Origin of the sequence: Natronorubrum sulfidifaciens JCM 14089 (assembly GCF_000337735.1) — an archaeon.
GTDB classification, from domain to species: domain Archaea; phylum Halobacteriota; class Halobacteria; order Halobacteriales; family Natrialbaceae; genus Natronorubrum; species Natronorubrum sulfidifaciens.
Map to the genome: position 1 here is coordinate 16,765 of NZ_AOHX01000038.1, position 25,038 is coordinate 41,802.

At 62.4% G+C, this 25,038-nt stretch carries 29 protein-coding genes; 14 read left to right on the forward strand and 15 right to left on the reverse strand.

The window, feature by feature from the left end; translation table 11 throughout:
- Positions 1-37: 37 nt before the first annotated feature.
- Positions 38-544, reverse strand: a complete 507-nt coding sequence (locus tag C495_RS09705) for a small multi-drug export protein (protein WP_008162398.1) — start codon at positions 542-544, stop codon at positions 38-40.
- A gap of 109 nt (positions 545-653) precedes the next feature.
- Positions 654-1,037, reverse strand: a complete 384-nt coding sequence (locus tag C495_RS09710) for a pyridoxamine 5'-phosphate oxidase family protein (RefSeq protein WP_008162399.1) — start codon at positions 1,035-1,037, stop codon at positions 654-656.
- Positions 1,038-1,299: 262 nt separating this feature from the next.
- Between C495_RS09710 and C495_RS09715 the strand changes: the two genes are divergently transcribed.
- The 3 genes from C495_RS09715 (at position 1,300) to C495_RS09725 (ending at position 4,214) form a co-directional block, all read left to right on the forward strand.
- Positions 1,300-1,530 (forward strand): hypothetical protein, encoded by a 231-nt coding sequence (locus tag C495_RS09715; protein ID WP_049890260.1) that lies wholly within the window; start codon positions 1,300-1,302, stop codon positions 1,528-1,530.
- A 390-nt stretch (positions 1,531-1,920) separates the two neighbouring features.
- Entirely contained in the window at positions 1,921-3,489 is a 1,569-nt protein-coding gene (locus C495_RS18255) for an HU family DNA-binding protein (RefSeq protein WP_152418899.1), read from the forward strand.
- Between the two features lie 299 nt (positions 3,490-3,788).
- On the forward strand, positions 3,789-4,214 hold the full coding sequence (locus tag C495_RS09725; RefSeq protein ID WP_049890261.1) for a hypothetical protein: 426 nt from the start codon (positions 3,789-3,791) through the stop codon (positions 4,212-4,214).
- 165 nt (positions 4,215-4,379) lie between these two features.
- Here the strand turns inward: C495_RS09725 and C495_RS09730 are convergent, their stop codons facing one another.
- Entirely contained in the window at positions 4,380-5,153 is a 774-nt protein-coding gene (locus tag C495_RS09730; protein ID WP_008162404.1) for a hypothetical protein, read from the reverse strand.
- Positions 5,154-5,258: 105 nt separating this feature from the next.
- Here C495_RS09730 and C495_RS17280 point away from each other — a divergent pair, with 105 nt between their 5' ends.
- Both C495_RS17280 and C495_RS09735 read left to right on the forward strand, forming a co-directional pair.
- Positions 5,259-5,429 carry a DUF1059 domain-containing protein gene (locus C495_RS17280; protein WP_083902472.1) on the forward strand — a complete coding sequence of 57 codons (171 nt, stop codon included), beginning with the start codon at positions 5,259-5,261 and terminating at the stop codon, positions 5,427-5,429.
- A gap of 181 nt (positions 5,430-5,610) precedes the next feature.
- Positions 5,611-6,237 carry an OsmC family protein gene (locus C495_RS09735; protein WP_008162405.1) on the forward strand — a complete coding sequence of 209 codons (627 nt, stop codon included), beginning with the start codon at positions 5,611-5,613 and terminating at the stop codon, positions 6,235-6,237.
- A 21-nt stretch (positions 6,238-6,258) separates the two neighbouring features.
- Here C495_RS09735 and C495_RS09740 read toward each other — a convergent pair whose 3' ends face one another.
- Entirely contained in the window at positions 6,259-7,308 is a 1,050-nt protein-coding gene (locus C495_RS09740; protein ID WP_008162406.1) for a hypothetical protein, read from the reverse strand.
- 264 nt (positions 7,309-7,572) lie between these two features.
- On the opposite strand from C495_RS09740, the gene C495_RS09745 reads away from it, so the two are divergent.
- Positions 7,573-8,067, forward strand: coding sequence for an FxLYD domain-containing protein (locus C495_RS09745; protein ID WP_049890266.1), 495 nt, complete (start codon positions 7,573-7,575; stop codon positions 8,065-8,067).
- Positions 8,068-8,129: 62 nt separating this feature from the next.
- Here C495_RS09745 and C495_RS09750 read toward each other — a convergent pair whose 3' ends face one another.
- Entirely contained in the window at positions 8,130-8,474 is a 345-nt protein-coding gene (locus C495_RS09750) for a hypothetical protein (protein ID WP_008162412.1), read from the reverse strand.
- 187 nt (positions 8,475-8,661) lie between these two features.
- The gene (locus tag C495_RS09755; protein WP_008162414.1) at positions 8,662-9,462 is read right to left on the reverse strand and encodes a PspA/IM30 family protein; all 801 of its coding nucleotides are present in this window, start codon (positions 9,460-9,462) and stop codon (positions 8,662-8,664) included.
- Between the two features lie 120 nt (positions 9,463-9,582).
- Here C495_RS09755 and C495_RS09760 point away from each other — a divergent pair, with 120 nt between their 5' ends.
- A complete protein-coding gene (locus C495_RS09760; protein WP_008162415.1) occupies positions 9,583-10,197 on the forward strand; it encodes an alpha/beta hydrolase in 615 nt (204 codons plus the stop codon).
- Between the two features lie 46 nt (positions 10,198-10,243).
- Here the strand turns inward: C495_RS09760 and C495_RS09765 are convergent, their stop codons facing one another.
- Positions 10,244-12,100 carry an ATP-binding protein gene (locus tag C495_RS09765; RefSeq protein ID WP_008162417.1) on the reverse strand — a complete coding sequence of 619 codons (1,857 nt, stop codon included), beginning with the start codon at positions 12,098-12,100 and terminating at the stop codon, positions 10,244-10,246.
- Between the two features lie 59 nt (positions 12,101-12,159).
- Positions 12,160-12,792, reverse strand: a complete 633-nt coding sequence (locus C495_RS09770) for a DUF7344 domain-containing protein (protein ID WP_008162420.1) — start codon at positions 12,790-12,792, stop codon at positions 12,160-12,162.
- Positions 12,793-13,006: 214 nt separating this feature from the next.
- Between C495_RS09770 and C495_RS09775 the strand changes: the two genes are divergently transcribed.
- A complete protein-coding gene (locus C495_RS09775; RefSeq protein WP_008162421.1) occupies positions 13,007-13,342 on the forward strand; it encodes a DUF7113 family protein in 336 nt (111 codons plus the stop codon).
- Here the strand turns inward: C495_RS09775 and C495_RS09780 are convergent.
- Positions 13,339-14,619 carry a DNA double-strand break repair nuclease NurA gene (locus C495_RS09780; protein ID WP_008162423.1) on the reverse strand — a complete coding sequence of 427 codons (1,281 nt, stop codon included), beginning with the start codon at positions 14,617-14,619 and terminating at the stop codon, positions 13,339-13,341. The two genes, C495_RS09775 and C495_RS09780, sit on opposite strands and share 4 nt — an antisense overlap.
- 136 nt (positions 14,620-14,755) lie before the next feature.
- On the opposite strand from C495_RS09780, the gene C495_RS09785 reads away from it, so the two are divergent.
- Entirely contained in the window at positions 14,756-15,016 is a 261-nt protein-coding gene (locus C495_RS09785) for a hypothetical protein (RefSeq protein WP_008162426.1), read from the forward strand.
- 130 nt (positions 15,017-15,146) lie between these two features.
- On the opposite strand, the gene C495_RS09790 is transcribed toward C495_RS09785, so the two are convergent.
- The gene (locus C495_RS09790; protein WP_008162428.1) at positions 15,147-16,259 is read right to left on the reverse strand and encodes a hypothetical protein; all 1,113 of its coding nucleotides are present in this window, start codon (positions 16,257-16,259) and stop codon (positions 15,147-15,149) included.
- A gap of 194 nt (positions 16,260-16,453) precedes the next feature.
- Positions 16,454-16,870, reverse strand: a complete 417-nt coding sequence (locus tag C495_RS09795; protein ID WP_008162430.1) for a thiol-disulfide oxidoreductase DCC family protein — start codon at positions 16,868-16,870, stop codon at positions 16,454-16,456.
- A 110-nt stretch (positions 16,871-16,980) separates the two neighbouring features.
- Between C495_RS09795 and gpmI the strand changes: the two genes are divergently transcribed.
- Positions 16,981-18,504: a 2,3-bisphosphoglycerate-independent phosphoglycerate mutase gene (gene gpmI, locus C495_RS09800; RefSeq protein ID WP_008162432.1), complete on the forward strand. Its 1,524-nt coding sequence runs from the start codon at positions 16,981-16,983 to the stop codon at positions 18,502-18,504.
- A 16-nt stretch (positions 18,505-18,520) separates the two neighbouring features.
- On the opposite strand, the gene C495_RS09805 is transcribed toward gpmI, so the two are convergent.
- Positions 18,521-19,825 carry an MFS transporter gene (locus C495_RS09805; RefSeq protein WP_008162434.1) on the reverse strand — a complete coding sequence of 435 codons (1,305 nt, stop codon included), beginning with the start codon at positions 19,823-19,825 and terminating at the stop codon, positions 18,521-18,523.
- A gap of 3 nt (positions 19,826-19,828) precedes the next feature.
- Complete coding sequence (locus C495_RS09810) at positions 19,829-20,938, reverse strand: MBL fold metallo-hydrolase (RefSeq protein WP_008162436.1); 1,110 nt, start codon at positions 20,936-20,938, stop codon at positions 19,829-19,831.
- 86 nt (positions 20,939-21,024) lie between these two features.
- Between C495_RS09810 and C495_RS09815 the strand changes: the two genes are divergently transcribed.
- Both C495_RS09815 and C495_RS09820 read left to right on the forward strand, forming a co-directional pair.
- Entirely contained in the window at positions 21,025-21,753 is a 729-nt protein-coding gene (locus C495_RS09815; RefSeq protein ID WP_049890263.1) for a helix-turn-helix domain-containing protein, read from the forward strand.
- 205 nt (positions 21,754-21,958) lie between these two features.
- Positions 21,959-23,248 carry an O-acetylhomoserine aminocarboxypropyltransferase/cysteine synthase family protein gene (locus C495_RS09820; RefSeq protein ID WP_008162439.1) on the forward strand — a complete coding sequence of 430 codons (1,290 nt, stop codon included), beginning with the start codon at positions 21,959-21,961 and terminating at the stop codon, positions 23,246-23,248.
- Positions 23,249-23,278: 30 nt separating this feature from the next.
- Here the strand turns inward: C495_RS09820 and C495_RS18360 are convergent, their stop codons facing one another.
- Entirely contained in the window at positions 23,279-23,470 is a 192-nt protein-coding gene (locus C495_RS18360; protein ID WP_083902473.1) for a hypothetical protein, read from the reverse strand.
- 182 nt (positions 23,471-23,652) lie between these two features.
- Here C495_RS18360 and C495_RS09825 point away from each other — a divergent pair, with 182 nt between their 5' ends.
- On the forward strand, positions 23,653-24,183 hold the full coding sequence (locus C495_RS09825; RefSeq protein ID WP_008162440.1) for a DUF5813 family protein: 531 nt from the start codon (positions 23,653-23,655) through the stop codon (positions 24,181-24,183).
- A 7-nt stretch (positions 24,184-24,190) separates the two neighbouring features.
- Here C495_RS09825 and C495_RS09830 read toward each other — a convergent pair whose 3' ends face one another.
- On the reverse strand, positions 24,191-24,421 hold the full coding sequence (locus C495_RS09830; RefSeq protein WP_008162442.1) for an Lrp/AsnC ligand binding domain-containing protein: 231 nt from the start codon (positions 24,419-24,421) through the stop codon (positions 24,191-24,193).
- A 121-nt stretch (positions 24,422-24,542) separates the two neighbouring features.
- Here C495_RS09830 and C495_RS09835 point away from each other — a divergent pair.
- The coding region (locus C495_RS09835) for a potassium channel family protein (protein ID WP_008162444.1) at positions 24,543-25,038 on the forward strand (496 nt) is incomplete at its 3' end.

Here is a 25,038-nt window from a genome sequence, read left to right on the forward strand (position 1 = left end):
CTCGAACTTTCCGTAACCGCCGGCGCTGTCGGACTCCTCAGACGATTCCGAGCAGCGAGAAGCCAAACACCGACCCGGCGACCAACACGACCGTCCAGAGCCCGATCCCGACGGTCATCCAGCCCGCGACGGCACGGGTGGGGCTGCCGGCGAGCAAGGCGACGAGCGCGGCGATGTGAACGCCGGTAAGTACCGGCCCGCCGATCGACAGCCCCGCCAGCCCGTACCGATCCCACAGGCCCCGCGCTCGAGCGTATCGCTCGCCGGTGCTCTCGACAGTGTCGGCCCCACCGCGTCGGCCACGCCACCACCTCGAGAGGCGCTGGTGGGCAGCCACGAGCACGTAGACCGAGCCGACGTTGCCGGCGAACGCGGCGACTCCCGTCACGACGGGATCTAATCCGAGCCCGATCGCGACCGGGACGACGACGAGGATCTCGACGATGGGAATCGCCGCGAACACGAAGACGAGCACGTACTGGAGGAGGCCGCCTGCCTCCTCGAGGAGCGATCCGATCTCGACGAACAGCGGTGTCACACTCATCACTCTGTGCGAACCGGCATGTGGCCAGCGCGTTCTCCGAACCTAGTTGGTGGCTCGAGAAATAGCTGCCGTTACCGTTTCTGCCGGCCGGCGACCGACGCTTGCGGCCTCAATACGTCCGGTAGCTCGCCGAGCCGACGTCGATCCGGACGAGCGTGTTCTCGGCGTAGGCGTCCGGCTCGGCGTCGTACTTCTCGTTGATTCGCCGACGTGCCGTTTCCGTTTTGTCCTCGTCGTCGACGACCGTCGCCGTCCCCAACAGCGTTACCATCCACTTCGTGGCCCCGGCCTCGTCGTCCTGTATCGAGAGCGCGACCCGCGGGTTCTCCCGGACGTTGGCCAGCTTTCGGCCCGTCGTCACGATTTCGACGGTGCCGGCTTCGTATCGGTACCAGACGGGCGCGACGTGTGGCCGTCCCTCGAGACAGGTCGCGAGGTGGGCCATCAGCGGCTTGCTCTCGAGGCGGCGTTCGGCGTCCGGTGGAACCGTCACAGTAGGTGTCTCGACGGGAGCGGCCAAAAGCGGTTGCCATGAGACTGCGGTGCAGATCAGCACTGCAAGGTCGTGCTAAACGCTCCCTAGAGACTTGCTTTCATGCGTCTATCGACTCGAGGATGATCTATCATGAACATTTATAGTGGATGAGCCTGTAGGGGTGAGTACAGATGTCGGTCGTACACGTAGCAGCCTAAATTCGAGTTTGCCTCCCGACGAGTTCCGTACCGTTTCCGACGACACATCATACCCGACCGACATGAGCACACAACACTTGCAGTCCCAAACCGAACCCGAATCGTATCCGAACCAAACGCCGACTCACACGACGCCAGCCGACACGACGGCCGTCATCGACGACCCACGAACGGCGACCGATATGGCTCCCCGCACGTTCTCCCACCGAAACACGGCTCGCCTTGAGAACCTGATGGACGAGTGGAATACCGCCTTCGCCAACGCGGGTTCGGACTCGACGACCGAGGCGTAATCGGGCTGTTTTGCGTTCTGTATCCAAACGGTCTTTGGAGCGGCTGCCATAGCATCGGCCGGCCGATGACGATTCACTCGCTCCGAGCCGGACTCGGCACCCGGCTGTGACGAACCCTATGAGTGCCGAGGCCCAACTTCTGACGGAGACGGTGTCTCCAGCGGCAGCTAACTGACTACAGCAATCCCTATCAGTCCCAGTCAGTTCACCGGGAGCGTGGTGTCTGCGAGATCGTGCCTGCCTGTCCGAATTGAGGATATTTGCACAGGACATAGCAAACTGCCTTCGGTGTTTTTCTTATTTACTTCAGTCGTGTCGATCTGTCCACTGAAATGTAGATCCCAGTACAGATACTGTTAAGCTTCCGTGTATCATAAGGAGGTTGATAACATGAGCACAAACAGTCGTCGGCGAGGAAGCGATGGACCGATCCCGAGGCGGGAGCTGCTCGCCGCGGCTGGTGCCCTTGGACTGGTGAGTCTAAGCGGGTGTGTCGACGATATCCAGGGTCGGGTCGAGGACGAAGCAGCCGGAAGACTCGTCTCGATGACAGCGGCAAGCCCGTCGTTTTTCTACGCCGGTGGGAGCCACCGCACCGGTGAGCGCCAGCACGCGGAGACGAGCTACACACAGGAGTCCATCCCTATCGTCGCCAGCGGCGAACTCGAGGGAGTCTCCAGAACGGTTGAACTCGAGGGTATCCACACGGACTCGACGGCGAAAGCCCAGGATTACAACAGCGTCCGGTCGAACAAACGTCGGAGCGAGGTCGATTTCGGCGACGACGGCGACGACCTCGACGAGGACACGCTCGACCGACTCTACGAGTACCTCGACGACGAGCCGACGGTCTCCCAGCGGTTCGTCGTCGTGGTGCCGGACGCGAGCGTGACCGGCCACGAGCAGTCACTCGCGGACGCCATCACGCCGGAGATACTGCTCGAGCAACTCGCTGCTGAGCCATCCCGGCTCGATGGCGAGGGAAGCGTGTACGCGTGGGGACGGGCCAAGGCGGGAACCGAAACCGGGAATCTGTACTGCTGGGGAGACAATCACAGCAGAGCCGCCGATTCGGGTGGCGACAACGAGATCCGCTGTCGGACGACACACCTCGCCATCGATACCGACGGCAGCAGCCGGGGGATCGCCGTCGAACGTATGGGTGAAGGGGTCGCCGTCTGCACCGTTCCCGGTGACGAGGGGGAACCATCGTGGCGGTTCGTCCCGGACGATCTCGATGACGACGACGGCGACGGGGTCCCGACGCGCCTCGAGAGCTGGGGCGAGGAGACGAGCGTCGGTGAGACCACGATGAGCTCCTGTCTCGTCGGTGCAGTTACGGTCCAGCCGCCGGGGTGTCCGTGCCCGATGCCAGCACTGTTTCACGCCCGGCGGTTCCGTCACGACGACCAGTTGCTTTACGTCGGCGGCTGGATCATCGACGACGCGCCACTGTACGAACACAGTGTGACGATGCTGGTCGCCGACGGCCCGAACGATATCGTCGATGTCGAACACGGCGACGACTTCGCGGCAATGCGACGGGCGGCGGAGTCAGGATTCACTCGCGACCGAGGCCGGTTCGGTTCGGTCTGCTACGACGGCGAGTTCAACCGCGAATCGCTCGCGTACCTGCCGCCGGCCTTCCACGAGGGAGACGGGCCACAGCGTCTCGCGTCGATCAGTAAACGCTCCGCGCGCACTGGGCGGAACCCACAGACAGGAAAGGAAATTCAGGGAACCGACGACGACGAGTACCACCACTACGGGGATCGGCTGCGATTTCCACTCGCCGACGGTGATGGTGAGGGAGAAGCCATGCGCGGTCTGGTCGGCGCACTTGACTGTCCAATCGTTCGTGTCGATCCGGGAGAGTCCTGTCACAACGGCTGTTGTTGCCCCTCGAGGGACTGTGAGTGTAACTGGCTGCCGGCGATGAACGGCCAGTCGCCACGGTGAGCGAGCACAGTGAGTGCGACCGAAGATTCCAATGGCCGTCGTCACCCCTATCGGCTCTCTGCACCGATTGTCACAGGACCAACGGAATCGTTGTTGTGTAAACTGGTTGTTGCTGACATTTTTTACCGGGCGCACACGACTCGAGGGCGAGACCACAAGAACGGCCGACTGGGTAGTGATGACACGAGATTACTCGCACACAGTTCGGAATTACTCGCTCGAAGGTGGTGGAACGAACGCGAGTAGTTATTCGCGGTGTCGTCCCACGGTTGATACCCTCAACACGGGGTGTGAGCAACATGGGACCCACAAATCACAAATCGACAGCGGAGTCACAATCGATCAGCAAGGGGACACTCGCAGCCACCGGGCTGGCGGTCGGTGCTGGAGTGGCGGCGAGTACCGCGACTGCACAAGACGATGAGACCGTCGTCGTGCCCGGAAAGAACTACTATCCGGATACCGACTTCGAAGTGGTCGTCCAGTTCAACTCGTCGACGAGAGATGACATTCTCGAGTCCTACGATGACGAGTTCGATAATGTCAGTGATTGGGATGCATACGCGATCTTCATCGATGTCGGCGGCTCAGCAAATGTACTCGGGTATCTCTTCGTCGATGAAGACGATGCCGATGTCGAGACGGGCGATACGGGAACGTTTGGGGATGAACCCTCGTTCCGGAACGCGGAACTCGATCTGATCGAGGTTGACCCCGGCGTCTAAACGACGTTCGAGGGCGACCTCCTCGACCCACCGGAGTCGGGGTAAAGTCCGACAGCCGGCCTCCTGTTTCGTCTCCTCGACAGATCCGTCAACCACTTCCTCGGAGACCGCTCCCGTCGTTCCCACGTCGTACCCGATGTCGTGAGCACGTTCGATCAACGAACGTTACATAAATCTGGACCAGATCGACGCCCGCTCGAGATCACACAAAACAGTCTCCATCCTCTCGAGGTTGGGGCCCTCGAACTGCTCTGTGTCCGCTCGTCCGCCTCGGTGTGGATCGCTTCCGTATCCGGTGTCGACGAACTCGTCGAGTTCGAGGTCGTCGAGTAGCGCCGGCGAACTGATCGACGCGATAAGTCTGAGAATCGACGTGTTCACGCCTTTCATCGCCCGTCGCATCCGTCGAAGGTCCGCGAGTTGCTGTCTCGTCTCCGCCGGCAGATCTGCTTCGGTGACGGACGTGTTCGGATCGATGTCGAGATTGGATGGGTCGATAACGATGTGGACGTTTCCGATGTCGTCGAACTGAACGCGCTCTCTGTGCTGGCGCAGTCGGTTGATGCGGTCGATCGTATCGTACAACTCGAACAGCGACTGGCGGACCTCGGGCGAGAGTCGCAGCACCATCCCGGAGTGTTTCAGCTGTTCGAACGCCGTCGTCGAGAGCGCGCTGGGAAAGGAGACGACGTATCGGATCTCGAACTTCGTTCCCGGCGGGACCTCGATCGGGAGATCGACCTGCTGGCGCTGTACATCGCCCGTAAGCAAATCGGCGAGCTCTCGAACCCGTTCTGTGTTCTGCTCGAGTTCCGCCTGAATCGCCCGGAGTGACTGAATCTCCTGCCACTGGTTGCGCAGATAGAACGTGAGGAAGACGGCAAACAGCGCGGTCACGCCACCGGCAAGGATCGAAACGACTGCTCCCGACTCCACCATGTGGTCTCTAGACGGGCCCAGCGTACAAATGCTTCATACTCCCCCTCGAGAGCGGCTTTCAGGTGTGAGCAGCAGGTACATGACGCTGACGCGACTCCATCGGCCATGGTCTCGGAACGGTATCGGTTCGAGTGTCGCGATGTCGCCGACTGCGACGTGGTCGTCTACAGCGAGTTCGAGGCGTCGATCTACGAGGCGGCACGATCTCATCTGAAAGACGTCCACGGCCGAGACGTCACAGACGACGACATCGCGCCGTATATCGAAACGCTCTGAGACGTGGTCGATCCGCGCCCGATTTTCGAACCATCTCGAGCTGTGCCCGATCCCGAACGGCCCTGCTTCTGGACGTTTGGACACTAGAACACGTTATCTGGCCTGATTCGACGACTGTACTCGATATTCGCAATGCGTTCTTAATATCACCTGTGGCGTACGGACGACCGAGGGAGCGACAATGACTACAGACGACCTGCACCACACTGCAGCGCAGCGAACAGGCGAGATCGAACACGGCCTCGACGCTGGCGGACATCTCGAGTTCATCGAGTGGCTCGAGGCGAATCCGGACGACGGGATGCTCGAGTTCCGGGCGTCCGGCGTCACCGAGGACGTCGCCAACCGAACGACGGCAACGATCGGCGAGTGGGCACTTGGCGGCGAGGAGATGGGCGAAGAGCGCGAACACGTCCTCGAGTTCGGGCTTCCGACGGAGCTCGAAGACGCCATGGCGTATCTCGAGCCGACCGAGCGCTACGAGGCCATCGAAGGCGCACTGGCGGGCCTGACCGCCTGTATCAACGGCACGATCGTCTACAACGCGATCCGTGAGGGGATCGAGATCGATGACGTGACGACAACCGTTCGAGCGCCCGTCGACCTGCGGATGCTGTTCGGCGTTCACGACGCCGACAGGGCACACGAGATGTACGGCGAACTCGAGATCGACATCGCGGTGGCTGGTGATCTGACCCCGGACGAGCAGTCGGCGGTTCGTGAGTACCCGAAGCGGTCACCCGTCTACAACCTCGTGACGCTCGAGCACCCAAACAGGCCGAACGTCGAGATCACCTCGGCAGCCTGACGGCACACTGAACCGTCACGGTCAGCTGTCGGGCTCGCCATCGGCTGACACCTCGAACGGCCCTGCATCGGGCTCTTTTTGCGGTAACATCGGTCCGATCGACGCGGTTCGGTGGGTGACGGCAGCGGTGCGGAGAATGTACGATGCGAGCAACGAAAGCGGTGAGACGACGACTGCGATCAGCGCGCTAACGACGTACGGCAGGTAGCTCCCACTGATCATCGTGCCACTGAACCCGCCGTAGAGCAAGCCGAGCGTCATCGCTGCCAGCACAGCCGGGATGCCACAGTAGATCGTCAACTGCGAGAAACGGGTGAGCTCCCGCTGTAGATACGTCGTTTTGAAGTGCTCTCGAGCGGTGAGAAACAGCTCCAGTGTCTCGATCAACGCCTCGAGCCTCGTCGCTGTCTCCGAGGAGTCGTCGTACCGTCCACGAAGCTGTCTGGCGACGTAGAGCTGCCAGGCGGCGTCGTAGCCGATCGCCGTTGACACTGCCGTGAACGTCCCGAACGTCGTGTGCTCGAGCGTGTCGTGCGTTCGCTCGGTGCTCGCTTCGATGCTGTGTACGAACCGCTGAATCAGCTCGCTGTGTTCGTCGTCGTGTGCTGTCGCGGTGTCGGCGAGCTCGCTGGCCTGGGTCGCGATCGTTTCGATGAGCAGTTCGAGCAGTTTCGTCGGTGACGCCGGCGTCGCCGGCACCGTGGCCTGCGTGGCGATGTCGCTTCGGATGTCCATGATCCCCTCAAGTTGGTCGCGAGCGTCGTTCCCGGAGGCGAACTCCTGTGAGAGGATGAGCTGGTTGATCGAAACGACGAGTGTGACAAGCGAGAAGGTGCCGGCGATCATCCCGCCGGCGAGTCTGGTGACCGAATCGTCGTTGGTAACCGAGATGATACCGATCTCGATCAAACCGAGAAAGAACCCGAAAACGAGAAGCGAGATGCTGGCCGCGATGACCGTCCGATCGCCCTCGACGAGTACCCACTCGCGAACCCGTGTCAGCGAATCGGCTTGGCTTCCGATATCAGTCCCGTGGGACTCGAGCGGCTCGTCGGTCTCAGCGGACCCCATATGTCGACGTCGTTCGAACACCCAATAAGGGCCTGCGTTGCATAGGTCATGGTCGCCGTCTCGAGGAGCACCGAGCGCTGCCGGTTCAGGGCCGACACTGAAATAGGTTCGTGGTGACAGGCCGACTATGGCTCGTCACAGAATCCGTACAGGCCCGGACAGGCGTCAGAGGGGCTGCTGTAACGATTTCCCGCCGGTCGCCGATCCGTGCTGGCGATCGGCGGCAAATCGGGACAGCAATCCGTATCAGTCATGGGGTCGGTGATGTTGCGTTCGACATGCTCCCGCCGACGCGTTCTCACTGTCGTCGGGGCTGGGGCCACTGCCGCGCTGGCCGGCTGCAACGACGGCGGTGTTGGCAGCGAACCCGAGTACGAAGCGGGATCGGTTGGTAGCCTCGACGGCGAGAACCGCTCGGCCACAGAGATGACGGCGGCTGAATCGCTCGCCCAACAGGAAACCAACGACGGTGTGACGCCTCTCGAGGCAGTGACGATCACCGACCACGAGTTCGTCCTCGAGAGCGACTATCGGGGCTCGACAGTGCAAGGGACAGTCGAGAACACCAGTGACGACCGCATTGAACTCCTCGAAGTCCGCGTTCGCGTCTACGACGACAGCGGCGCGCAACTCGGGCAGTTTCTCGATAGCGTCGGCGATCTGGCTGGGGAGGCAAGCTGGTCGTTTCAGGTCGTCATCCTCAAGCCACCGTCGGAGATTACGGACTACGACATTTCCGTCCTCGGGACGCCGACGTGAGGACTGTTCGTCGCTCGAGTGAAAACACGATACCGTCTACTACTCGTGAGATGACCCCTGCCTTAGTGGTCGTCTTCGATGAGGTCGTCTGTGACCCCCTCGTACACCTCCTCGAGGGTGATCGCGAGCGTGTAGGAGGGACGGCCCTTGCCGGTCGGTGACGTTCGACCGGTTTCGATTTCCTCGACGAAGCCCTCGTCCTCGAGACGGTACAGCGAGCGCATGATGTCCGCCTCGGTAATGGTTCCGACGACCTCCGTATCGACACCCTCCAGTTGTGTCTGACAGACCTGTCGAAGGTCGTGTGTTTGAACCGGCGTCTCGTCCTCGCGGTGTTGTGCGGCGACGGCAAGCAGGATGACCTGCTCGGTCAGGGAGATCTCATCAAACCGGGATTCTGTGGCCATAACTGGACTTACACGTCAACCATGGTAGTCGTTGCTTTTCATTTCATGATACGAAATTCAGAATAATAAACTCAACGAGTGTCGCGACCGCCGTCCGGAACGGCGTTCGGCGCGTGATCTCCGTTCTGATCGGACAAAACCCGTCGTCGATCGCCGTCTGACGGAACCTCGCGTCGCCGGTGGTCGATCAGTTGTTCTCTTCGTCCTGCAGTTCCGTGAGTTCGGCTTCGACGTCGGCGTCGAGATCCTCGAGTTCCGCCTCGTCGACGTCTGCTGTTGGTTCGGGTTCGTCCTCACCCATCTCGGATTTGAGCGTCTCGAGTTCCGCCTCGACGCCGCTGTCGGTCGAGAGCGCCTCGAGTTCGCGGTCGATGTTGTCCTTGTCCGACAGCACGTCGTCGAACGCCCCGGTTTCGTGGAGTTCGTCGAGTGCGGCGGCGCGTGCCTCCATGTCTTCGGTCTGTTCTTCGGCGCGTTCTATGGCGCGCCCGACGTCCTCGAACTCCTCGCCCGTTGACGTCATCGCTTCCGAGACGGTCGAGCTCGCCTTGGCGGCCTCGTGGCGGGCTTTCATCGTCTCCTTTTTGGTCCGGAACTCCTCGATACGGGTCTGCAGTTCGTCTTTCTGCTCGATCAGCTGATCCTGCTGGCTCTGGAGTTGTGAGACCTGCCGCTCCAGATCTTCGATCTGGTTCATCTTCGTCTTCTTTTTTTCCAGGGCGCGACGTGCCAGGTCCTCGCGATCCTGCTGGACGGCAGTACGGGCCTGTTCGTTGTGTTTCTCGACGTTCTCCTCGAGGCGGCGTTTCTGCATCTCGAGGCGTTTTTTCTGTGTGGTGAGGTCGGCGATACCGCGTTTGACCTGCTGGAGCTGGTCGCGCATCTGCTCGTAGGAGTAATCGAGCGTCTGCGTCGGATCCTCGGCTCGGTTGAGCACCGAGTTGATCTTCGACCGGATGACGTAGGAGGTCCGAGAGAGGATGCCCATATGCCTACCTATCGCTCGTCACCCTTAAAAACATCACATCAGCGACAGTCCTCGACAAAACGGACTCGTGGACGGGTGTTTCTCGCCGATTTGATTAGCCAGCGCCTCGATGTCTCCGCTATGAGCGACGTTCTTATCCCCGGCGGTCGCGACGTTCGTGGAACGCTCGAGGTGCCAGCCGACGACCCGTCTGCGGTCGTCGTCGCCTGTCCGCCCCATCCCCAACACGGCGGAAGTCGATCCGATCCGCGCCTCGCCGCGGTCAGCGAGACGCTTTCTGACGTTGGAATCGCCTGTCTTCGAATCGACTACGGCCCGTGGGACGACGGCTACGGCGAGCGCGAAGACGTCCGCAACGCGATCCGCTGGGCCGACGAGCAGTACGACGGGCTCCCGGTGGGCGTCTTCGGCTACAGCTTCGGAGCCGCACAGGCGCTGCTCGCTGCGGCCGACGTCGACCGCGAGGTCGCCGCCGTCTCCGTACTCGCACCTCCCACGCGTCTCGATGACGACCTCGACGCACTCGCAGCGCTCGAGGCCCTCGCGTGTCCGGTCCAACTCCTCTACGGCGAGCGGGATTCGACCGTCGACTGCGAGCCCCTCCTCGAGCGCGCCCGCGAGCGCGGCGACACGGTCACGGCGCTGTCGGGCGATCACTTCTTCGTTGGCCAGCACGGAACGATCGCCGACGCAGTCGGCGACTTTCTCGAGGCCGTGTTGCTCGAGTCGGCGTAGCCCTCTCCTATAGTCCCACTGAACGTCAGTGCACATCCGATCGCACTCAGTCTCGGCCGTGACGGGTGAGACACTTCGGGAGGCCGATCAACTCGACGGGTTCGGAGTTGTCCGGCGAGTAGACGACCATCTGCCCTTTCTCCATGTAGGGCACTTTCGACTCGAGGTTGCTGGGGATGTTGACGCTCTTGATGGCGTCCTCGTCGCCTAAGTTGAGAACGACGGTGGTGTTGATCTGCTTGAAGACGGCGTCGTGGATGTCCTGTGGGTCCTGCGTGATGAGGAACAGTCCCAGCCGTTCTTTCCGGCCCTGTTTGGCCGCTTCGGTGAACTTTCGGATGACCTTGCCTGCCTGCACGCTGTCGGCGTCGGTCAGGAAGTTGTGGGCCTCGTCCATCCCCAACACGAGTGGCGTCTCCTTGATTCGGTCGTAGATGGGGTCGTTCGAGAGTTTCTGGTCGATCAGCAGCGAGGAGACCGCGAGGACGATCGCTTCCGTCGCTCGCGTGTCGTTGATGTGGTACGTCGGGACGACCGTCAGCCCACCGGGGCGGACGAAATCGTGGACCAGTTCCGTAATCGGCTGGGCGTCCTGATCGAAGACGTGGCCAAAGCCAAGCACCCGCCGGCGGACGGCGTCGAACGTCGCCTCGTGAACCCGGCCCGACTCGTCGAGTTCCTCGCGCAACGCGGGGTCGTCGAGGAAGGTGGTAAACTCCTCGTACGTCCCGCCGTTGCCGTACTGCTTGCGGAATCGCGGCAACAGAACGCTGACGAGCGCGCCGTACTGGTTGTCGTTCAGTCCGCTGCCGGCGACCAGCCACGGGTTCTCATAGACCATCGAGAACGGAATCGTGAACTCGACCTGTTTCGCGCGATGGTGGCCCGCCGAATAGGTGGCCGAGCCGACTTTCGGGATAAACGCCGTCGTATCCTCGTGGCCGCCGTAGGCGATTCCCTCGCGCTCGAGTCGCCGGGCGAACTCGCTATCGAGGTCGGGGTTGTCGTCGTGCATCTGGGCGTACTCGTCCTGTGGGTCGAACTGGACGACGGCGGTGCCGACCTCGCGGCCGTCGGCCATCGGATACGTCCGCTCTGCGGCGAGATACTGCCGAAGGATGTTCTTTGCGCCGTGGGTTTTCCCGGAGCCGGTGCCCCCCGCGATCAGCGTATGGCGGAAGACGAGCGGGTCGCCGGACGCGTAGTCGTCTTTCAGCCGGTAATCGATCGTCGGCGGCGACGCCGCCGTCCGAACTTTCTCCCCGCCGACGGAGAGGTGGCCGAGGAAGACGCCGTCTTCGGGCATCTTCAGCCCGGTTTTGATCGCCTCGATGTCGTCGGCCGTCCGGATCACCGTCTGCGGTTTCGGGACACGGTCGGTCATCCGCCGTTTCAACTCTCCGTCATCGTCGTAGAGGACGGCCACGGGCTCGAGGGTCGCGACGAACTTGTAGTCAGCTTCGTCGACCTCGTCGGTTCGCATCGCCCGGCGGGCGTGGATCTCCGTCGCGTCGTCGGCGTGGTACTGCTGGGCGTACTCGAGGCCGGTGATCCGACAGAACAGCGTTTCGCCGTCCGGATATGGTGCGAGCAGGTAGCTCCCGATGCGGATCGACGAGCGGTTGTCCTGCGTGACGTACGCGCGCAGGGAAGTGTCGTCTTCGTCCTCGGCGATACGCAATCCCTGAGAGACACAGAGCGTGCCGATCCCGACGTCTTCGCCGCGGGGATCGACGGGCGTCGATTCGAACGCCGTGTTCGAGTCCTCGTTCGTCCCTGTCGAGTCGCTGGCACTCGAGGCAGCCGATGCCGTGTCGCCCACATCGGCAGCGGCGGCGTCTGTCGAGTCGGAATCGCCGTCCGCACCGGCATCAAAATCGCCGAAATCTCCCAGATCGCTCATATCAGTTCCATCCGGGCGGGCCCACAAACGCGTTTCCCTCCGCTCGTCTCGACGCTCGACTACTGGACGAGCGATGGGACCGGGGCGTGACCCGTGACCACTCCAGCCTCGGGATCGAACTCGAGCAGGCCGGCGTCTGCGAGCAGGGGGAGATGCGTGTGATACAACGAGAGCGTCGCCCGTTCCGGGTCGGACGGCGACGCAGCGTCGTGGGAAACGAGTCGCGATGCGAGCGTCTCGACCGACAGTGGGCGGTCGTGGTCGGTGACCATCGTGCAGAGACGGAGCCGGGTCGGATGGACGAGCGCCTCGAGCAGCCGACCACAGTTCTCACGCTCGCACAGCTCCAAGAGCGAGGTGAGCGTCGTGCGAGCGACTGGCAACTCGGCTACGAGTTCCACACCGGTTTCGCCATCCCACGTGATGATACCGTGGTCGGCCAGTCGCGGGAGATGATTGTGTCGGAGGCTGGTCTGGACGTCACGCCGTGCGTGCGCAGTCGAGCCGTCGAACGGCTCGTTCTCGACGATCGCCGTCGTCAGCTCTGTTACCGACAGCTGCGTTCGACTGGCGCCGAGAATCGCAAGGAGACGAACGCGCCGTGGGTGACTGAAGGCGTCGTACCACTCCGCCGGGATATTCTCGAGCGAACCCTGCTCGTTGTCACCGCTGGAGTGAACGTCCGAACTCATTGCTCGTATGGAGCGGTGCAGCAGGCATAAGCCCGTTTCCAAAACGATTTGGCTCGGCTCGGCGTCGAGCGCGGTCGAGTGTGCGTACGGACCTCGAAATCAGTGGTCGAACGCGGCCATCCCGTGGGTACACCAGTCAATCGGTCCCGCGGGCCAGATCAGCGAGTGGGTAACGAGCACTGTCTTTTTGCAGCCAGGAATCCTAGATGAGCGTATGATACTGGTACGCGGTCGTGCCGGCGGCACCGAACTGACTGGCACGCTGTACGAACGGGGCGAGCGAGCGCCCTCGTTCCGTGGCGCACCCGACGAAGACGCCGCGTACGTGTGGGTCTGTGATGAGTTCTACGAGGTCGACAGCGGCGGCTCGATCCAGCTCGTCGACGGCCGCGAGGTCCATCTCGCGTTCGAATCGCCGATGCCACGCGGGTTCGACACTCGAGAGCAAGCGCTCGAGGGAGCCAAAGAACACGTCCGGACGCAGTTCGCCCGAATCGGTGTCGATCCCGACGATGTCACCTTCGACGTCGACAAGAAAGAAGCGCTTTAGTACGGCTCCTCGCTCCAGCGGTGGTCATCGTAGGTTCGATCCTGCGACGTATCGAACTGCGCCTCGAGCGTTTCACGAAGCGATTGTTTCTCCGAGCGACTGATCCGGGCGAGTTCGTCCGCTTTTTCGACGATCGTCGGCGGGCCGTGGGCGATCGCAACGTCCTGTAACACCTGCATCGTCAACTGCTCGCGTGTCTCCGGATCGCGGGTGAACGCATACGGCGCCTCGATCCGGTAGATGAGATCGTCACGGGGGTCGTAGACGATGAAGAAGGTCACTTCGTACTCCTCGAGTGAGTGTTTGCGCTCGACGCCGAGGGCGTTGCCGTCGACCGACAGTGGGCGGTCGACGCCGCCACGCGAGCGAAACCAGTTGGTGTATGTCAGCGCCGACGTCTCCCGCTCCCAGCGGTCGCCGTCGATATCGGGCACGTACTCGCCGCGTTCGAGGAGCCGGGTAAACAGCGCCGAGTCGTCGCTCCACGGACTGGCGATGTCGACATCACGTTTATTCTTCAACGTCCGTGTGATGACTCGAGTCGCCGGATTCTTGACGAAGCCGACGAGGGGAACCTCCCGGTCGACGAACCGTTCGACCAGCCGGACATAGTTCTCGAGAACTGTCGTCGGCCGCGGGTCCTCGAGCAGGAAGTCCGCCAGATCGGGATGCTGGTCGGCCCAGCGGAGCAGTCCGCGCGGGTACAGCGGACCGTCGAGCACGAGCAGGTCCGCGACATCGTCGGCGTGGTCACAGGCGTGTTTGCTCTCGGCGAGATAGAGCGCCAGCGCGTGGACGACACCCTCTGCAAAGCGTGGCAGCGGTGGGATCTTCACGGCTCGGCTCCGACTGTAGCCCTCATCGAACGTCCCCCACGTCTCGTCGACGGTCATCGTCTCGTCGTTCGAGTGGACGGTCATCACGGTGGTTCGCGAGCGGTGGAGGTCGAGATCGCTCGGCGTCGCGCTCATCGCCGCCTGTGCGATATCGATGACGAGCCCGTTTTTGAACGTCGTCGGGTTAATCGTCCCCGCGTCGAGGCCGTGTTCGGTCTCGAAGGGGCGGTCGTGGAGGGCGACGTCCTCGCAGTCGACGAACCGTCGGCGCTGGTCATCGACCGGCTCGAGGATCGTCCGGCCGCTGTCGTCGAGAAGCGGGTCCAGAAACGAGTCCCAGACCGTCTCCGCGAAGGCACGGCGGTCGCGTTCGTCGGCCCCGTGGTCGATCCGTCTCGCGAGCCGTGCGATCCCGTCGAAATGAACCGGATCGAGCGTCATATGCTGTGGCTCCCACCCCACCCGCAAAAAGTCAGCGGTGCGGACACTCCGCAGTAGCCGATGCTATTCACTCGAGTGCGGGTAAATTACTATCAGAAAAATCATTTGATCGGGTCGCATGAGGTCATCTGTCCTGATGTCCAAGCGAGGTCTGGAAGCGGCCGAACCCGACGACGATGCGATCAACTGGCGACAGAACGGCTCGAGTGTCACGCTCTACGACGAAGCGAACGCCGACGCTTGGGTCCGAATGACGTTCGAAGCCGGCATCCCTCCTGAACACCGGCTCTACATGATCTGTGACGAGTGTGGGGCGGTCTTCGCACAGCGAACGACTCCCGGCCACAGCACTGTCTGTGGCGACTGTGGCACGATGTTTGAGCACCGAGCAGACTGAACTGCACCGTTTTGGCAGGCGTCTCTTTCCTACTTGTGTGACACGCCGCACTCGAGTGCAGTCACGCACCCTTCACGTGTCAGTTTCATTTTACGTCGGCCGAGATATTCGACTCCAATGGTCGATCAGCTCACTGTGACGGTCCCTCGTTTACGAACGTGAACTGATACGGGCCGATTCCTTCCGGGTATGGACTCGGGATTATCACCACGGAGTGGCCGGGACCCGACACCTGGGTCACTCCCGAAAGGGTGACCGGCCCTGGCTGTCCAGTGAGCACGTTCGTCCCATCGGGTTCGAGCATCGCGGTATCGATCGTATACGGCAATCCGGGACCACCCCCCGGTTCGGTCAGAGAGAACCCCTGTTGGCCCATTCCGCCAGTTCGAGTCACCTCGAGGGTCAATCGATCCCCGGCACTGGCGTCGTCGTAGGTGTAGATCGCTGCGAGATCACCGGGACGAACCTCTCCGTCGACCGTCTGGCCGGACGCCAAGCTCGTCCCCGACCCTGCAGGCAGTTGGTCAGTTACTTCTTGCTCCTGTATTCCCTCCCCTGTGTCAGGTGAGCCGGTCTGGAGCGAGCCGATTGCGTTGTTGATCGCTCCCATATCCTGTTCCGTAACGAGCTGTGCACCGATAAGGACCAGATACGATCCATCCATCGCCTCGCCGCCTGATTCGCCCATCGGAACGCCCGCCATCGACAGGAACGTCGTTTCCCCGCCCCCACACTGAGTCCAGCCCTGTGAGACGAACTCGTATCCGGGGGTTTGTGCCTGCTGTCGCCCAGCGTCCTCACAGAACTCGCTGAAGTCGGCGATGCTGTCAAGCGCGACTTCCGGGTCTGTCCCCAGTTCCGTCGTCACCACGATCTCGATTCCCGGGACGTCCCACGTGGTGGCGTACCCTTCCAGATCGGGTGCAGCCACCAGCGCTGGACCCAGCTCTCTCGGCGTTCCGGAGACATCGTTCCAGTCGGACGGAATCGAAGTCTGGATCGTCCCGGTCTCGTCGGTGACCTGCTGCTGGTCCCCGTAATCCGGATCTTCGGGCACTGGCTCGTCCCATCCGTCGGCGTCGCGTCCGTCGTCTGGCTCACCGACTGGCCACTCGTCGCCGTCCTGTGCGGCCGCCGTCTGCACCACTGATAGCGTGCCGAGTCCCGCCAGTGTCCCAGCGCCGACGGTGAGGATTGACCGTCGATCGATCGCCGTTCGCCTTGCGTTGCTGTCATCTCTCATGCCACCTGCCGTACACCTGTGAGTGTGAAAAGTGCCCTTCGAGGTATGACTGACAGTTCAACACGCCGTTTTAAACTCGAGTGATCGTCATCGATCACGGCCGTTTCGGCGTCGTGACGGCAGCGACGAGCGACCGCGAGAACGGTCCGGACGCCACAACAGCGGCCGCGCAGGTGGCCGCTTTTTGGCGCAGATCACTCGAGAATGCGATCCTGTACGTTCCCGGTCGGCATCATACACTGCTCTTTCTGGCCGAACAGCCGGTAGCGATGGTCGGCGACGACGTCGTACGCCCAGTCTCGAAGGCGGCGGGGCAGGAATCGAAACGGCCCGGCCAGGGCGTAGACGCCACCGAGTAGTCTCGCGATTCGGAGGACGGCGGCCGATTTGACGTAGGCGTCCTCGCCGTCGATCAGAACGACCGACTCGAGGGCATCTGTCTCGAGGCCGTGGGCGGCCAACAGCTCCTGTCCAACGTCGGACTGTAAGGATGCGAAGTAGAACTGCTCGTCTGTGTCCCGCGGGACGATGAACTGCACGAACCCGTGACAGAGGTTGCAGACGCCGTCGAAGAGGACGATCGGGGCGTCGTCGGGCACGTCCGAGAGCATACCGTGTCTTCGGACACGACGCAGTTCAGCGTTCCGATCAGTCACCTGTTTGGCTCCCAGCCCACGACGACAACGACAGCTAGTTACGACAGGCTGGCGACCCGTCGCACATGGATGCTGCGCTGATTATCCTCGACGGGTGGGGACTCGGCGATGGAACGAGTAGAGACGCCGTTGCGGCGGCCGAGACGCCGACGTTCGATTCGCTTGCCGCGGCGGGTGCGAACGGCTCGCTCGAGGTCGCTGGCCGACGTGTTGGCCTGCCGGAAGGCCAGATGGGCAACAGCGAGGTCGGCCACCTGAACATCGGAGCCGGACGCGTAGTCTATCAGGAGTATACGCGCATTTCGGATTCGATCGCCGACGGCTCCTTCCGGGAGAACGACGCGATCAACACGGCCTTCGACCATGCACGTGAGAACGATGGCCAGGTTCACTTCCTCGGGCTCGTCAGCGACGGTGGGGTCCACTCGGATCACGAGCACCTCCACGCACTGATCGAACTGGCGGCTGACCGTGACGTCGAGGCCGTCACCCACGCCATTACTGACGGTCGAGACACCTCTCCGACCGGCGGACGGGAGTATCTCTCCGAACTCGAGGACGTCATCGCCGACCACGGCACCGGCGACGTGGCGACGGTAACGGGCCGGTACTACGCGATGGATCGTGACCAGAACTGGGAGCGGACGAACCGCGCCTACAAAGCGATCGTCGATCGCGACGCCGAGTGGACCGCCGACTCGGCGCTCGAGGCCGTCGAAGCCTCCTACGACCGTGGAGTGACCGACGAGTTCGTCGAACCGACGCTCGTTTCGGAGCAGCCGGCGCTCGAGGACGGCGACTCGGTCGTCTGGTTCAACTTCCGGTCGGATCGCGCCCGTCAGCTCACACGGATGCTCGCCGATATCCGGCCGGACGACTGGGCAGGCGAGTTCGACACGAACCCGCCCGAGACGGAAGTCGTCATGCTGACCCAGTACGACAAGACGTTCGACCTCCCGATCGCGTATCCGCCGAACCAACCCGAACAGGTACTGGGCGAGGTGCTCGCTGACGCGGGCAAGACCCAGCTCCGGATCGCCGAATCCGAGAAGTACGCCCATGTTACCTACTTCCTCAATGGCGGCCGCGAAGTCGAGTTCGACGGCGAGATCCGCAAAATCGTTGAGAGTCCCGACGTACCGACCTACGACCTGCAACCCGAGATGAGTGCCCCCGAGGTGACCGACACCGCAACAGACACAATCGAGTCGGACGATCCCGATGTGCTCGTGCTCAACTACGCCAACCCCGATATGGTCGGCCATACGGGCGACTACGAGGCCGCGATCGAGGCCGTCGAAGCCGTCGACGAGCAGTTAGGGCGACTCGTCGACGCGCTCGAGGCTGCGGGATCGCACGTTCTCATCACTGCCGACCACGGCAACGCCGACGACATGGGGACCGTAGACGACCCGCACACGGCACACACCTACAACGACGTGCCGCTTATCTATCTCGCTCCGGGCGGCACTGCTGGTGGTCGAACCGTTCGCACGGGCGGCACCTTAGCCGACATCGCGCCAACGATGCTCGAGTGTCTCGACCTCGACCAGCCCCCCGAGATGACCGGCGAGTCGCTGCTCGAGTAACCGACAACACCCTGTCTCAGTTTTCTGTTGGCGTGTTCTCTGCCTCGAGGTCCACTGACGGCGGCTCGTGGGTGCCAAGTTCGGGATGCGTTTCCTCCATCCAGACCACGACGAGCCCGCCGGAGAGAAACATCGCAATCGCGGTGGCGTAGAAGGCGGCGTCGATCGAGATGAGGTCGACCGACAGACCGATGAGGACAGCGCCGACGGCATACCCCAGATCCCGCCAGAGGCGATAGACGCCGAGGCCAGTCGAGCGCCATAGCGGGTGGGCCGCGTCGCTTGCCACCGCGATCAGGTTGGGGTAGTGCAGCGCCATGCCGACGCCAGACAGCGCCGAAAAGAGGATCCACAGGGCGTAGCCCTCGACCAGCACCATCCCGAGGACACCAGCGCCGGCGAGGAAGAAGCCAGCGACGATCGGTGGCTTGCGTCCGACCCGATCGCCCAGCCGGCCGGTGTAGACCTGCAAGAAGTACGCCGCGCTGTGGACACCGACGACGACGCCGACCTGGGCGACGTTGAGCCCCTGGGAGACGAGGAAGATCGGGAAGGCGATCCAGACGAGCGTATCGACGAAGTTCTCGACGTGGCCCGCCTGGGCCGCGGTGAACAGCGTTCGATCCTTGTAGGTGGCCCGTTTGACGATCTCGGTAAACGAGAGATCGGCCGCTCGAGTGCCGCCGTCTGGCTCGGCGTCAGCAGCGGCTTTCGCCTCTGCCTCTGCGTAGGGCAGCGTCTCCTCGATCAGGACGACTGCGATGAGTATGGCGACGATGATCACCGCCGCGAGGAAGTAAAACGGCTCCGGCCGGAGACTGTACTGGGCGGCGATGACGCCCGTCAGCCACGCGCCGGCAGCGACGCCGGTGTAGCCAAAGGCCTCGTCGATCCCGGCTGCGAGCCCACGCTCACCGGGACCGGCGAGTTCGATCTTCGAGATCATGCTCATGCTCCAGGCGACCCCCTGATTGACGCCGAGCAAGACGTTCCCGACGGCGATCCAACTCCAGCTCGGCGCGTAGATCAGGATAAATGGAATCGGGATCGCCGCGACCCAGCCTGCAATCAGGATCGGCTTGCGACCGTAGGTGTCGGCCCACTTCCCGGAATACAGGTTGAGGACGGCCTTGACGATCCCGAAGCTCACGACGAACGAGCCGATCACGAGCAGGGACTCGACGCCAAAGGTCTCCTCGCCCATGATGGGCACGACGTTTCGCTGTGAGCCCATCGTCAACCCAACTGCAAAAACCGTCAGCACTTGGAGGGCGAACTGTCGCCAGTTACGCTTGATCCCCTGTGTGAACTCACCGCTCATTACTTACTCAGCAGCACATCGGTTGGGACCAAGCTCGAGTTCGTCCGCCTCTTCGTCCGAAATCTCCTCCGTGCCGACGTTGGCGAGTTTGATCCGCTGGAAGTTCGCCGGCTGGTCCGGAATGTCACCTGCAAGTGCTGCAACCAGTGTTTCTCGATCCTGACAGAAGGCCTCGTTTCGATCTTTGACCTCGCTCAGGCGTGCGGCGACGGGTGGCTGTGGCGTGCCGGGGTCGTGTGCCGGCAACACGAGTGGGTCGCCATCGACGGTGCGGAGTCGTTCGAGGCTCTCGTACAGCGTTTCGGCGTTCTCTTCGACGTTCGTCTCCTCGAGGCCGGCGTCGACACCGAGTTCGACCCGGCCGACGCTGTTGTGAAAGAGCGTGTCGCCGGTGAGCAGCGCTTCGTCTTCGACAGCGAAGGTGACGCTCCCTGGGCTGTGGCCGGGCGTGTGGATCACTTCGATCTCGACCGCGCCGACCTCGAGGACGTCGCCGTCTTCGACTGAACGCGCCTCGATTCCGGAGGCATCCGCCGGGTGCAGGTAGTAGGGGACGCCGTTGCGTTCGGCGAGTTTCGCGCCGCCAGAGACGTGGTCGGCGTGGGCGTGGGTGTCGAAGACGCCGACGAGGTCGGCGTCGTACTCCTCGAGGAGAGTCTCGTACTCCTCGACGTACTGGGACGGCTCGAAGACGGCGGCTTCACCCGCAGACACGAGGACGTGAGAGAGACAGCCCGTGCCGGGCCGGGCAACCTGGATCAGTTCGCCGTCGATATCGGCCTCGAGTGGTGCGTCGCGATGGACACGTGCCCAGCCGTTCATGCCGTTTTCGAGGGTTGCCGCGTCGTGGCCGGCTGCCTCGAGCATGTCGGCGGCATCCGACGCGAGCACACCGGCTGCACAGACGGTGATGAGCTCCTCGTCAGCCGGCAACTCGGCCAAGGTGGCTGCTGCGCTGTCGGGGTCGTTTTTCAGGTCGTCGTAGACATCGACGTTCTCGCTGCCTGGAATATGCCACTCCTCGAAGTCCGCAGCGTCGCGGACGTCGATTAGTGTGAGTTCCTCGTCGTTCTCGAGCCGTTCGGCGACGGTTTCCGGCGTAATTTCTGCCATCGATAGCTGATAGGGAGAGCAAAGGCATATCGTCAGTGCCAGTTATGACCGGTACCATTATTTAAATTCCACCCCTCAGAGAGAACATGAGCATGTACGAAGTCTCGTTCAAACTTCGCCACGAGTGCCCCTATCGGGAGGTATCCGAACAGTTTCCCGGTCTCTCGATTCGGGAGTGGTACCTCCAGGACTGTCAGGTCCTCGAGATTACCGTCCCGAACGCCAACGACGACGATCTACTCGAGAAGATCAACGAACTCGGAACGGTTCTCCACACCACGGCCGACGGCACTGACTTGCACGTGATCGTCCAGTCCTGTGCCTGCCCCATCGAGGAGTCGATCGTTCGGCGGTTCGAGCGCCACAACTGCGTGCATCTCCCGCCGACAGTATATCGCAACGGCTGGGAGCACTACTCCGTGATCGGTTTCGACGAGGGTGACGTCAACGCACTGCTCGCGGAACTCGACGACGACCGCGAGATCGACGTTCGCTCAAAGACCTCGATCGAACAGCGCCACGTTCCCCACAGCTCGCTGGTCTCGGTCGATCGGCTGTTCGATGGGCTCACCGAACGCCAGCTCGAGGCCCTGCGAATCGCCCTCGACGCGGGCTACTACGACCAGCCACGGGGCGCGTCGGTCGCCGAGCTCGCAACGGAGACGACTGTCGCTCGAGCGACGTTCGAGGAACATCTGCGGAAAGCCGAGAACAAGCTCGTGACGAACGCCGGCCAGTTCGTGCGGTTACTGACCGAAACCCAGACGGACGTGTTGCGAGCCGAAGGCACGAAGCCGACGCTTGCAGACGACTGAGACGGATTGCTGTCCCGATCAACCGACACAACCCAAGATGCTCACGGTCGCGCCGGCCTTGACGGGCAACAGACCGTCTGAGAAGGGCTGTTGTAGTCGCTACTGACTGTCACTGCACACACTCCCAGCACGGGCAGCTCCGAGATCCCGACCGTTTTTGCTGGGAGGAGTGGGGATTATAAGCACTCGAGTTCGTGTTCGGCGTATGACCGATGACGAACCCGAAACCGGCTTTTCGACGCACAGTGTCCACGCAGGACAGGAGCCAGATCCCACGACTGGCGCACGGGCCCCGCCGCTGTATCAGACGACGTCCTACGAGTTCGAGGATACGGAACACGCGGCCGCACTGTTCGGCTTAGAGGAGTTCGGCAACATCTACTCGCGGATCATGAACCCGACGAACGCCATGCTCGAGGAGCGTATCGCCACCCTCGAGGGTGGTGTCGGGGCACTCGCAACTGCGTCCGGGATGGCCGCGTTCGATCTTGCGACGTTCATCCTCGCAGAAGTCGGGGATAACATCGTCTCCTCGTCTTCGATTTACGGCGGGACCTACACCTACCTCACCCACACCGTCGCGAAACGGGGGATCGAGACGAAATTCGTCGACACCCTGGATTACGACGCCTACGAGGAAGCGATCGACGACGACACCGCCTTTGTCCATCTCGAGACGATCGGCAACCCCGCGCTCGTCACGCCCGACATCGAGCGCATCGCCGACATCGCTCACGACCACGACGTCCCGCTCTTTGTCGACAACACCTTCGCGACGCCGTATCTGTGCCGACCGCTCGAGCACGGCGCGGACCTCGTCTGGAACTCGACGACGAAGTGGATCCACGGCGCTGGCTCGACGGTCGGTGGGGTTCTCGTCGACGGCGGCTCGTTCCCGTGGGACGAAGGAGACTACCCTGAAATCGCCGAACCGAACCCCGCCTACCACGGGGTCAACTTCTACGAGACGTTCGGCGAGCAGGCGTTCTCGATCGTGGCTCGTACCCGCGGGCTGCGCGATCTTGGCAACCAGCAGTCGCCGTTTGACGCCTGGGTTACCCTCCAGAAACTCGAGTCACTGCCGCTGCGAATGGAGAAACACTGCGAAAACGCGATGGCCGTCGCCGAGTTCCTCGACGACCACGACGCCGTCGCCTGGGTCAACTACCCCGGCCTCGAGAGCCACGAAACCCACGAAAACGCGAGCAAATATCTCGAGGGCGGCTACGGCGGCATGATTACGTTCGGCCTCGAAGGCGGCTACGACGCCGCCGAAACGGTCTGTAACGAGGTCAATCTGACGACCATGCTCGCAAACGTCGGCGACGCAAAGACGCTGATCATCCACCCCGCGAGCACGACCCACCAGCAACTCACCGACGAAGAGAAACTCGCAAGCGGCACCACCGACGACCTCGTTCGACTCTCCGTCGGTATCGAGGACGTCGACGACGTGATCGCCGACCTCGAGCAGGCGATCGAGTCGGCAGCATAAGGCCGGTGTCGCCGGTCGCGGCGTGCAGCCTCAGCGATCGCGTACCCGATGGGGCGTCGACGACCGTTCAGTCGACTCCGGACGGTCGCGGGCTACTGATTCAGCCTTCCGATCGGTGTGACTCGAGTGAGAACCGATTGGCAGTCCACAGCCGGCGTTGCCGTCTATTCCGAGGAGGCGGGCGAACCGACGACGTTCGGCGGCGTGTCTATCGAGAGTCATGCCACTGGGAAACGACAGTATCCGTTGTAGTTATGCAGGTCGTTTCCCGTGGAAACGGACAACTACGACCGTGAAACGATCCGGTCGCCGTCGGTCAGTTTCAGTCAGTAACGGTTCCATATCTGTTGCCAACGTCGGGAGACAGCGTAACACCCTTTTCTGTGACGCCCCTTCGTTCGGCTATGACTGCTGTTCCTGCTGCCGTCGAACGCGAACTCGAGGCACACGATGCGTTCGTCCCGGCGGACGATGCCGATGGCTACGCTCTGACGACTACCGTCTTCGATGCAACCGTTACCGCCGCCGACGCCGAAGGCAAGCGAGACGGGCGCTTTCTCGTCACGGTCTCGCTGCCGACGCTCGACGCCGCCGTTGCCGGAGAGACCGTCGCGTCCGTCGTCGAGGACGGCTGGTTCGACACCCTCGAGCGCCGCCTCGCGGATGTCTTCACCGTCGCACAGACGAGTACCCACGAGGACCCGACCATCGACCGCAACACAGACGCGATCACGGTCACACTCGAGTACGTCGCCTGGGATGCGACCGAAGGCGTTGCAGACGCCAAAGCGCTCATCGAGTACGTCGAAGGGACGTTCGCTCAGGGGATCATCCCCGGCTACGAGTATCGCGGCGCGGCTGCCACGTTGCTCGAGAGCGCCCAAAACCGCGGCCAGCAGGCCACAGAAGAAGACCGAAGCGGAACGCCGATGTAACGGGGTGCTAATCCATCGCGATGTACGTTTTCGTCTCGCTGACGCCCTCGAGTGCCTGCATGCTCGACGAGACGGCCTCGAGGATCTCGTAGACTTCAGCGGCGTCAATCTCGGCGATGATGTCGTAGTTGCCGGCGACGATGTGGGCGTCGGTAACCGGCTCGAGGTCCCTGATCGACTCGAGTAGCCCCTCGGATTTTCCGGCGGCCGTCTTGACCATAATAAACGCGTGAACCATCTGTCGAGGGTGTGGTACACCATGACACGACTAAAGTCTTTGCCTGTCGGCGGCCGTTCTCACGCAAGTGGTGTGGTAGCTGGGGACAAGCTTATTGACGGGGGCGAGCGTACCCCCGTTCATGCGGTTCGTGATTATTGGTGCCGGACGGGTTGGCCTGCGCACGGCGCGCGTCCTGCGCGATGAGGGCCACGACGTGACGTTGATTGAACAGGACGAAGCGATGATCCGACGCGCCCGATCCCAGGAGCTTCCCGTCATCGAGGGCGACGGCTCCCGCGAGAACGTCCTCGAGGAGGCCGGCATTACAGACGCCGACGCACTGGGTGCGCTGACGAGCGACCTGAACGTCAACTTCACTGCCTGTATGATCGCCAACCACTACGGCTGTCGGACGATCATGCGGATCGACGAGGCCTACCGCGAGGGAATCTACCGCAAGTACGCAGACGAGGTCGACGAGGTGATCTACCCCGAGCGACTGGGCGCGATCGGCGCGAAAAACGCCTTACTCGGAGGCACGATCCGGGCGATCGCGGACATCGCTCCGCGCTTGCAGGTCGTCGAACTGACCGTCGGCAACGGCGCACCCGTCAACCTGTCTCTTATACACATCT

Bases quoted from the DNA above. Each gene is read 5' to 3' on its own strand.
- C495_RS09705 (WP_008162398.1), bottom strand. From the start codon at position 544: ATGAGTGTGACACCGCTGTTCGTCGAGATCGGATCGCTCCTCGAGGAG.
- C495_RS09715 (WP_049890260.1), top strand. From the start codon at position 1,300: ATGAGCACACAACACTTGCAGTCCCAAACCGAACCCGAATCGTATCCG.
- C495_RS18255 (WP_152418899.1), top strand. From the start codon at position 1,921: ATGAGCACAAACAGTCGTCGGCGAGGAAGCGATGGACCGATCCCGAGG.
- C495_RS09725 (WP_049890261.1), top strand. From the start codon at position 3,789: ATGGGACCCACAAATCACAAATCGACAGCGGAGTCACAATCGATCAGC.
- C495_RS09730 (WP_008162404.1), bottom strand. From the start codon at position 5,153: ATGGTGGAGTCGGGAGCAGTCGTTTCGATCCTTGCCGGTGGCGTGACC.
- C495_RS17280 (WP_083902472.1), top strand. From the start codon at position 5,259: ATGGTCTCGGAACGGTATCGGTTCGAGTGTCGCGATGTCGCCGACTGC.
- C495_RS09735 (WP_008162405.1), top strand. From the start codon at position 5,611: ATGACTACAGACGACCTGCACCACACTGCAGCGCAGCGAACAGGCGAG.
- C495_RS09740 (WP_008162406.1), bottom strand. From the start codon at position 7,308: ATGGGGTCCGCTGAGACCGACGAGCCGCTCGAGTCCCACGGGACTGAT.
- C495_RS09745 (WP_049890266.1), top strand. From the start codon at position 7,573: ATGTTGCGTTCGACATGCTCCCGCCGACGCGTTCTCACTGTCGTCGGG.
- C495_RS09750 (WP_008162412.1), bottom strand. From the start codon at position 8,474: ATGGCCACAGAATCCCGGTTTGATGAGATCTCCCTGACCGAGCAGGTC.
- C495_RS09755 (WP_008162414.1), bottom strand. From the start codon at position 9,462: ATGGGCATCCTCTCTCGGACCTCCTACGTCATCCGGTCGAAGATCAAC.
- C495_RS09760 (WP_008162415.1), top strand. From the start codon at position 9,583: ATGAGCGACGTTCTTATCCCCGGCGGTCGCGACGTTCGTGGAACGCTC.
- C495_RS09765 (WP_008162417.1), bottom strand. From the start codon at position 12,100: ATGAGCGATCTGGGAGATTTCGGCGATTTTGATGCCGGTGCGGACGGC.
- C495_RS09770 (WP_008162420.1), bottom strand. From the start codon at position 12,792: ATGAGTTCGGACGTTCACTCCAGCGGTGACAACGAGCAGGGTTCGCTC.
- C495_RS09775 (WP_008162421.1), top strand. From the start codon at position 13,007: ATGATACTGGTACGCGGTCGTGCCGGCGGCACCGAACTGACTGGCACG.
- C495_RS09780 (WP_008162423.1), bottom strand. From the start codon at position 14,619: ATGACGCTCGATCCGGTTCATTTCGACGGGATCGCACGGCTCGCGAGA.
- C495_RS09785 (WP_008162426.1), top strand. From the start codon at position 14,756: ATGTCCAAGCGAGGTCTGGAAGCGGCCGAACCCGACGACGATGCGATC.
- C495_RS09790 (WP_008162428.1), bottom strand. From the start codon at position 16,259: ATGAGAGATGACAGCAACGCAAGGCGAACGGCGATCGATCGACGGTCA.
- C495_RS09795 (WP_008162430.1), bottom strand. From the start codon at position 16,870: ATGCTCTCGGACGTGCCCGACGACGCCCCGATCGTCCTCTTCGACGGC.
- gpmI (WP_008162432.1), top strand. From the start codon at position 16,981: ATGGATGCTGCGCTGATTATCCTCGACGGGTGGGGACTCGGCGATGGA.
- C495_RS09805 (WP_008162434.1), bottom strand. From the start codon at position 19,825: ATGAGCGGTGAGTTCACACAGGGGATCAAGCGTAACTGGCGACAGTTC.
- C495_RS09810 (WP_008162436.1), bottom strand. From the start codon at position 20,938: ATGGCAGAAATTACGCCGGAAACCGTCGCCGAACGGCTCGAGAACGAC.
- C495_RS09815 (WP_049890263.1), top strand. From the start codon at position 21,025: ATGAGCATGTACGAAGTCTCGTTCAAACTTCGCCACGAGTGCCCCTAT.
- C495_RS09820 (WP_008162439.1), top strand. From the start codon at position 21,959: ATGACCGATGACGAACCCGAAACCGGCTTTTCGACGCACAGTGTCCAC.
- C495_RS18360 (WP_083902473.1), bottom strand. From the start codon at position 23,470: ATGACTCTCGATAGACACGCCGCCGAACGTCGTCGGTTCGCCCGCCTC.
- C495_RS09825 (WP_008162440.1), top strand. From the start codon at position 23,653: ATGACTGCTGTTCCTGCTGCCGTCGAACGCGAACTCGAGGCACACGAT.
- C495_RS09830 (WP_008162442.1), bottom strand. From the start codon at position 24,421: ATGGTTCACGCGTTTATTATGGTCAAGACGGCCGCCGGAAAATCCGAG.